Origin of the sequence: Bilophila wadsworthia ATCC 49260, assembly GCF_000701705.1 — a bacterium.
Classification (GTDB): domain Bacteria; phylum Desulfobacterota; class Desulfovibrionia; order Desulfovibrionales; family Desulfovibrionaceae; genus Bilophila; species Bilophila wadsworthia.
In genome coordinates, this window is record NZ_JNJP01000132.1 from 1 (window position 1) to 6,893 (window position 6,893).

Below are 6,893 nucleotides of genomic sequence, written 5' to 3' on the forward strand. Positions count from 1 at the left end.
ACCCGGCAGGATTTCCTGCCCGTGAAAGTATCCTTGCTTCCAGTTCGCCTTCTGGAGAAGGGTGATCATCAGCCCACGATACAGCGCGCCCCGGCTCCACGACTTCGAGTCCTCAATCTTGCGCCAGACCTTGAAATAGCCGCCCATATTCACACCTTTCCCTTGACGGCAGGCCCGGTTGCGGGCATACTGTTTTCAACGTTTTGATGAACTTGCATCATCTTTTCCCCTTTGGCCCGTTGCTCCAACAGCGGGCCTTTTTCGTGTTCGCGTGCCGAACCTTCAAGTGGCACTTCAATTCTGTCTCCACACTTCGCGCAGGCCGTCCGATACAGCCAACGCCAGCCCTGCTTCGGGCAGGGCCGCAGGTGCGGATATTGCGCGGCGGCTTCCCTGAGCCCTTCCACCGTGAGGAACCCCACGGCCTCGGGCGACGGGATGCGGTGGCGGCAGCGGATGATCATGACTCCACCATTTTCTTGAACAGGTTGATGAAGTAGATTTGCCCCTTGCCCGTGATTTTCGGCGTGCGGGTGATGTGACTTTCCCCACTGCTTCCGATGCGGGTGCCCTCCTTGATCTCCATCCATCCGGCATCCATGCTTCTCTGGGTAGGCATGTTGGTCTGGGAACCATCCTTGTGCAGGTAGCCCCTGTTCCTGAGCCACTCGAAAAAGCGGTTCTGCCCAATGTCGTAGCCCGTGGCCTGCTTGATGAGCTTCGCCATTTCCCCCACGAGGATGCTGGTCTTGGCGACCTCGATGGACTCGGCGAAGACCACCTTGGGCCTCACCTCCTCCATCTTCTGCTCCAGCGCGAGGCGCTTCTGTTCTTCAAGAAGTCGCTGCTCCTCCTTGTCCGCCCACGCCCGCGCCGCCTCCGCCGGATTCCTGAAGTTCGGAAGCGCCAGGGCACCGTAGCCGCCCGTCCTACGGATGGACGGAATAACCTCATGCACGATCCAGCGTTTGAACGCCTTGGCCTCCGGCTTGCGGGATCGGAGGACGAGCGAGTACAGGCCCGGTTCTGAAATGATACGGCTATCGCGTCGCAATCCTGTGGAATCATTAAGAGTGTGGATAATATCGACAATGGGGCGTTGCTCGTCGTGCTCCAGAATGTCCGGCAGATCCCGCGTCTCCGTTCCGAGGACGGCGCATACATCCCGCGCCACAAACCACGGCTCGCCTCCGTACTCGATCACGCGCACGGCCCCAAACTCCCTGTTCTGAAAAATTCGCAGCCCGCTCATCTGGGGCTCCCGTCCAGTACGGGGACGGCCACAAAGCCGTATCCGTGGCGATAGACTTGTCCGCCGGCCAGCGGATCAAGGGCATCCGCCGCTTCGTTGTTCCATTTTGCGTTCGCCCTGAATTGCGCCTGAATAGTGGCGGCCTCGGAAGGCGACAGTTCTCCGTCGGCAACGGCGTCCAGAGTCTTTTTGTTCAGGATTCCCGTGTTCTCGGTCGCCTGCATGACCGCACGCGTGAGGTCTTCCGTGGTGGTGATGTTCGTTGCCGGGTGCATGTCCTCGACCTGCGCCGCGATCCAGTCCGCAATGATGGTGTTGCCGAGCGCCCGGCACAGGAGGGGGATGAGTTCGGGGGATGGCGTGTAGTCGTCGTACTTGTTGAAGTATCTGGAAACGGCAGCGGTGGAGAGGGACGAGCGGTTGGCTATCGCCTCGTTGGTCAGCCCGGAACGCTGCTTCGCCGCGTCCAGCGCTTCGTTGAACCCCATGTGCCGCAAGTTCATGCTCATGGTGTGAATCCTCCGTGTATTCATAAATTGCCGGGATTCGGGGTTTCGCCCATCCTGCATTCATGGAAACGGTTCATTTGCTCATCATCCTGCGCGTCCCCGTGTGGCGCGTCCGCATCCTGATCCATGGGGATCCCCGGATACGCTGGCGGGCGTACCGCGTCGCGGAGTACCCGACGCCCGAGGCCGTGGCCCGGCGGTGCGCGGAAGGGCTAGTGCGTCGGGAGGGTGATAAGTGCCACAATGACCACTCCCAAAGTGGGCAGGGCATCAGCCAGTGCGGTGCGTCTCCGCTTCGAATCCGGTGGGAGTGTTGGGGGTGGCTGGAGGACAGTCTGGTATGAGCGCTTCCAAACTAATGCCCAACTTCAATGCGTAGACGGCACACGCTCCATGTGGGATTTTTTCCGCATGACAATGCTTCCAGACAGATGAGCGTGTTATCCCTGTCATTCTTGAAATGTCAGCGTATTTCAGTTGGTTGCGTTGCTTATAAATTTGTAGTGCGTTCATGTTTTGTATGATTCCATAAAGAATCAAAAATAGCAAGTGTGTTTCGAGACAGAAACATTTTTTTCTGGCAAGGATGACCACATGAAAACTCAACAAGAACGGTGGGACGAAATCGTCCAACGCATGAAGGAAAAGGTGGATGAAGGCGGGCGTGGAAGCGTTTCTCGTCTTGCCGAACTGTTGAACACTGAACGTGGAACAGTATCTAAATATATCAATGGACAACTGAAAGGAGAAAGGGTTCCTGCAGATAAGATTCTTTTCTTTGAAGAAAAGCTTGGGTTAGCGCCAGTTTTGAAACGAATTGGTGTGCACTCTCCTGCGGAACCTGTAGAAGGAGACAATTTGCCGATTATCCCTGTTTTTTCTCATGCCGGAGCTGGCTCCCCTTCAGAATTCTTTTCAGGTACCCCCGAGGTAACGATTCCTGTACTCCCTCAATATTTTCTTCCTGATATTGCCGCGATCAAAGTGACCGGGGATAGCATGGAGCCGACTATCTCAAAGGGGGCCTATGTAGGTGTAGTCCCTCTAGGTGAAGACCTCATTGAAGGAGGAATCTACCTCGTTAGCCGTCCTCCTTTTGGGGTCTTGGTGAAGAGGGTACGTCTCGGCAAAGAGGGTAATATTATTCTGTATTCAGATAATCCTCGATATGAGCCACAGGAGCTACCCTTTGAAGGCTACGAGGATGTGATTATCGGGAAAGTTGTGTGGGTATGGCAGCTTTTCTAGTTATCGTATGAGCATGAGCGAGTAGGCTGAAAGTAGCGGAGAGAGGTAGTATGCGCAAAATCTATCAGGCTGGCCCCCTTTTCTCAGATGCGGAGCGGTCGTGGCATGGTAAACTTTCCGAACGCCTACGCGCAGCAGGGCACTCCGTGGTCTGGCCGGGAGACTTGCTCACCTCAGACCAAATCAAAGCCGCTGGCCCCGGGGCGATCGCCCTTATCTTTGAAACATGCCGCAACGCCATTGATTGCAGTACCTGCGTTGTCGCCCTGCTTGACGGCACTCAGGTTGATGACGGCACGGCTTGGGAAATCGGGTACGCCTACGCCAAGGGGCTTCCTATTTTTGGTATCCGCACCGACTTTCGACAAGGCGGGGATACGCAGTTTAACCACGTGAACAGTATGATTGAGGGTTGCCTGTACGGTCTTGCCACAGATATTGACGAACTTTTGCTGATGATGTGTGCGGCCTCATGTAGTGGAAAATGAAAATCCCCGCCGGAGCGGGGAGGAGGTGACTATGCCAAGCTACAGAAAAATTTTCCCTTCATATGACTGGGATGAAGATGTATGGCGCGTCAATCAAATTGTTAACCTACCGTTTATTGTTGGTGCCGAGCTTGCAGGGTTTGTCAAAAATGTTCCAAACGAGGAAGTGAGAAAAAGTGACGCAGCCGTTCAGCGTTGGATTGATGAAAATATGGAAGGATGCTCTTGCCTCGTCTTACTTATCGGGGAAAAAACATATTTGAGTAGATGGGTAAAGTACGAATTGGAAAGAGCCACTCAAAAAAGAATGGGGCGTCTTAACGTCTACCTTGAGGGAATGCCTGATAGATATGGAATTCCCTCAAAACGCGGCAAAGATCCTTACGCCCATCATGGAATGTATGTACCCGTAGATACACCTGGGGTGTTCATTGTCAATGAATACTCATGGATTCGTGACAATGGGCTGTACAACATTGGCAACTGGATAGAAGACGCGTGCCAACGTGCTGGAAGATAATGCTAAGCCCATACAGGATTGGTATGAGGCTGTTTTTTAGGCAAGCACAATAATTAGGATGGTTGCACCCGTCACGGGATATAGCCATTCAGAAAAAGAAATTAAGCAGCTCCCAAAGCCAGCATTATATCGATTTAAATCAATATCCCATTGATCTAAATATGGCACAGTTCCGCCTATAATGGCCTTGTGGTGTTGCCTAAATTTGCGCTCAAGCTGCAAATAACGGGCGTCTAGATACCAAAAAGCCATTGTTAACACCAAAAATAACCACGCGATTTTACCAGAAAAATTCATACCACACGCGCCAGCCAACGTCGTCACAGCGGCGCATAATGTCAAAAAAAATGTTTTGCACTTTTGTGAATTGTCCGCCATTCTTGCAATAATGCCCTGAACCATCAGAAGTGCCTTGAGTTCATGCTCATCAAGGATCGCCCGCCTGTCTCTTGCTTGGCACATAAATTTTTCTCCAGAGTTTACATTATCATACGTGAATCTCAAAAACGGTTCAAGCCCCTCCTCATGAGGGGCTTTTTTGTGCCCTGCCGGGCGTGACCACCGATGCCTTCGTGGTGTCGGCGGTATTTTTTTAAACCAATTGATTCTATTTGGCAACATTTAGCTTGACTATTTTGATTCTGTATGGAAACATATCTTCACGACGAATGAGCCCCCCATTCGCCAGTTCTTCGACAAGTAGCGCGACGAAGCCCCCAAACCCGGCGTTGTACCCGTCGAGCCCCCGCGTAACAGGCGGCAAGGCCATGACCACGGCAAGGCGTTGGAGCATTGGTAAAAGAGCAGGGCGGAGCCCCCGGCGGATAAAGCAAACCGGGGAAGAGAAAGGAAGAGGAATTGTGAATTTTCGCATTGAACCAGCCGGAACGATAACGGTTCTGGCTGGAAACAATACGAAAAGGGAGGAAAAAGGATATGCCGCAAGCCGACTATTACGAACGGCAGGAGGCCCGCCGGGAACGTTACGAACTGCGGGCGGAAAGAGCCCGGCAGGAGAGCGATGCAGCCGCCCGCCAAGCGGAAAAAATGGCTTCAATCATACCGATGGGGCAGCCCATTCTTGTGGGGCATCACTCGGAAGGCCGGGACCGCCGATACCGTGCCCGCATCGGTCAGACGATGGACAAGGCGATCTGCCTCGACAAGAAGGCCGCATATTATGAAGAGAAAGCCGAATGCGTAGGGCAGAGCGGCATTTCTTCGGATGCCCCGGACGCCTTGGAACGGCTTGAAAAGAAGCTGGCGGAAAGGGAAAGAGCCCACGCATGGATGAAGGAAGTCAACAAGGCTTTCAAGAAAGGCGATGCGGCCTTGCTTGCCCTTGGCATGACGCAGGCTCAAATCGACAAAATGCGGGCAACTATGTCGAGCTGTCACCATCAACCGTACCCACAATTTTCTCTGGCGAACAACAGTGCGGAGATACGGCGCATCAAGGCACGGATTGAAAAGCTCAAGGCTACGGCTCAGAACGTGACCATCAAGACGCCTTTCGCTAGCGGAACCATCGTCGACAACGTTGAAGAGAATCGGCTGCAAATCTTGTTCGACGATAAGCCCGACGCCGACACGCGGACCAAGCTCAAGAGTCACGGCTTTCGCTGGAGCCCGCGCAATGGAGCATGGCAACGGATGCGGAGCAATGCCGCAACGTATTATGCCAAGCAGATTTGTGGAATTGTCGATTGAGGAGAACAGATCATGATTCGCGTCTGCATTTATCATTACGAGATGGGGGCATTTCGCCGGGCATGGGTTCAAACTGTAACCCCGGTAGAACTCATACATATTCAAAAATCAGAGTTCAGGCGAGTTTTAATCCTGGATGAAGATGATTGGTATGGGGCTTCTGCCCCATCAATTTTGTGATGCCCTTAAACCCACAGCCTAGCCCCATCGAAAAGCCCGGAACCAACCGGGCTTTTTCATTGGGTTTGGGACGCCAAGCCAAACATCAAAACGAGGGTATTTCTATGTGTTACGGCACGAACTGCGGACGTGAAGGGGCCTTTGGAACCTGCTATCACCCGGAAGACTGCATCATGCGCGCCATTGAGCGCGACGCGGAAGAGAACCTTGCCGCGCGGCTGGCACGCGACACGGCCCTGAGCCGGGAGCATTTCCCTTGCCCCAACTGCCTTGAGCAGGGCGAACGCCACAGCCTCACCTGTGAAAACGGCCTGTTCACCTGCCCGGAATGCGGCGGGGAATGCGACGCGGCGGAACTCATCGCGCTCTATGATGATATACGCGCCGGGCATGTTTCCGATGCCGAAGTCGTCGGCCTGTGGATTGAAAAGCTCGACGCAAGGAGGGTCGCATGACCACCACATTCTTCTGCATCGAAACCGGGAATTCGCTCTACGGCGGAACGGTCAGACACTTTTTCAATTCACCCGCAGCCGTGATGTCGTTCCTCAAGGCGACACGGGAGGGCTGGAGCCTCCGGGCGGCGGAATGGGACGATGGGGAACTCGTCCCCACGCGGCCCATCACCAACTGCCAGTTCATCGACGAGGACGGCGGAATCGACGCTGTTCTTGAACGGCTGGAGGCGGCCGCATGAACTTTGACATCTGGAAACGGCTATGGGCGGTACTCCTCAACTTCAACTTTTGGAGCCGCCCGTGGCTGGCGGCTCTTATCGTCGCTCTCTGTTTTCTTCTCACGGGGTATTTTGAGCGGCAAGATCGGGAACTCTTTGAACAGATGACGCCGCTCGTCATGGAGGCGGGGCAATGAACGAAAAAATGCTGCGGCGTTTTTCAGATTGGCTCTTCGCTCATGGTTCCGAGGTGCTTGCCACGACGAATGACTATGAAGTTATCCGCTTTACGACACAACTCGGAATCGCC

General features: G+C 54.0%; 12 protein-coding genes. 8 read left to right on the top strand and 4 right to left on the bottom strand.

The features are described from left to right. Positions 1-149: 149 nt before the first annotated feature. Genes T370_RS0120640 through T370_RS23920 form a run of 3 tightly spaced genes read right to left on the bottom strand, consistent with a single transcriptional unit; the run spans position 150 to position 1,761 of the window. Complete coding sequence (locus T370_RS0120640) at positions 150-464, bottom strand: hypothetical protein (RefSeq protein ID WP_029436856.1); 315 nt, start codon at positions 462-464, stop codon at positions 150-152. Continuing rightward, entirely contained in the window at positions 461-1,252 is a 792-nt protein-coding gene (locus T370_RS0120645) for a phage antirepressor KilAC domain-containing protein (RefSeq protein ID WP_029436857.1), read from the bottom strand. The genes T370_RS0120640 and T370_RS0120645 overlap by 4 nt, the downstream gene beginning before the upstream one ends. After that, complete coding sequence (locus tag T370_RS23920; RefSeq protein ID WP_051643931.1) at positions 1,249-1,761, bottom strand: helix-turn-helix domain-containing protein; 513 nt, start codon at positions 1,759-1,761, stop codon at positions 1,249-1,251. The genes T370_RS0120645 and T370_RS23920 overlap by 4 nt, the downstream gene beginning before the upstream one ends. Before the next feature lie 62 nt (positions 1,762-1,823). Between T370_RS23920 and T370_RS0120655 the strand changes: the two genes are divergently transcribed. The 4 genes from T370_RS0120655 (at position 1,824) to T370_RS0120670 (ending at position 4,017) form a co-directional block, all read left to right on the top strand. Further along, positions 1,824-2,105, top strand: a complete 282-nt coding sequence (locus T370_RS0120655; RefSeq protein WP_029436859.1) for a hypothetical protein — start codon at positions 1,824-1,826, stop codon at positions 2,103-2,105. A 250-nt stretch (positions 2,106-2,355) separates the two neighbouring features. Beyond that, complete coding sequence (locus T370_RS23925; RefSeq protein ID WP_051643932.1) at positions 2,356-3,009, top strand: S24 family peptidase; 654 nt, start codon at positions 2,356-2,358, stop codon at positions 3,007-3,009. Positions 3,010-3,059: 50 nt separating this feature from the next. Further along, positions 3,060-3,497: a nucleoside 2-deoxyribosyltransferase gene (locus tag T370_RS0120665; RefSeq protein WP_034507354.1), complete on the top strand. Its 438-nt coding sequence runs from the start codon at positions 3,060-3,062 to the stop codon at positions 3,495-3,497. 31 nt (positions 3,498-3,528) lie between these two features. Beyond that, positions 3,529-4,017, top strand: a complete 489-nt coding sequence (locus T370_RS0120670; RefSeq protein ID WP_029436862.1) for a TIR domain-containing protein — start codon at positions 3,529-3,531, stop codon at positions 4,015-4,017. A gap of 36 nt (positions 4,018-4,053) precedes the next feature. Here the strand turns inward: T370_RS0120670 and T370_RS23930 are convergent, their stop codons facing one another. After that, positions 4,054-4,479 carry a hypothetical protein gene (locus tag T370_RS23930; RefSeq protein ID WP_051643933.1) on the bottom strand — a complete coding sequence of 142 codons (426 nt, stop codon included), beginning with the start codon at positions 4,477-4,479 and terminating at the stop codon, positions 4,054-4,056. Positions 4,480-4,953: 474 nt separating this feature from the next. Here T370_RS23930 and T370_RS0120685 point away from each other — a divergent pair, with 474 nt between their 5' ends. The 4 genes from T370_RS0120685 to T370_RS0120700 all read left to right on the top strand — a co-directional run bounded on the left by T370_RS0120685 (position 4,954) and on the right by T370_RS0120700 (position 6,780). Continuing rightward, positions 4,954-5,727, top strand: a complete 774-nt coding sequence (locus T370_RS0120685; RefSeq protein WP_029436865.1) for a DUF3560 domain-containing protein — start codon at positions 4,954-4,956, stop codon at positions 5,725-5,727. Between the two features lie 284 nt (positions 5,728-6,011). Then, positions 6,012-6,362: a transcription initiation factor IIE subunit alpha family protein gene (locus T370_RS0120690; RefSeq protein WP_009367994.1), complete on the top strand. Its 351-nt coding sequence runs from the start codon at positions 6,012-6,014 to the stop codon at positions 6,360-6,362. Further along, the gene (locus tag T370_RS0120695; protein ID WP_009367993.1) at positions 6,359-6,604 is read left to right on the top strand and encodes a hypothetical protein; all 246 of its coding nucleotides are present in this window, start codon (positions 6,359-6,361) and stop codon (positions 6,602-6,604) included. The genes T370_RS0120690 and T370_RS0120695 overlap by 4 nt, the downstream gene beginning before the upstream one ends. Continuing rightward, complete coding sequence (locus T370_RS0120700) at positions 6,601-6,780, top strand: hypothetical protein (protein ID WP_009367992.1); 180 nt, start codon at positions 6,601-6,603, stop codon at positions 6,778-6,780. Before T370_RS0120695 ends, T370_RS0120700 begins: the two co-directional genes overlap by 4 nt. Positions 6,781-6,893 lie beyond the last annotated feature (113 nt).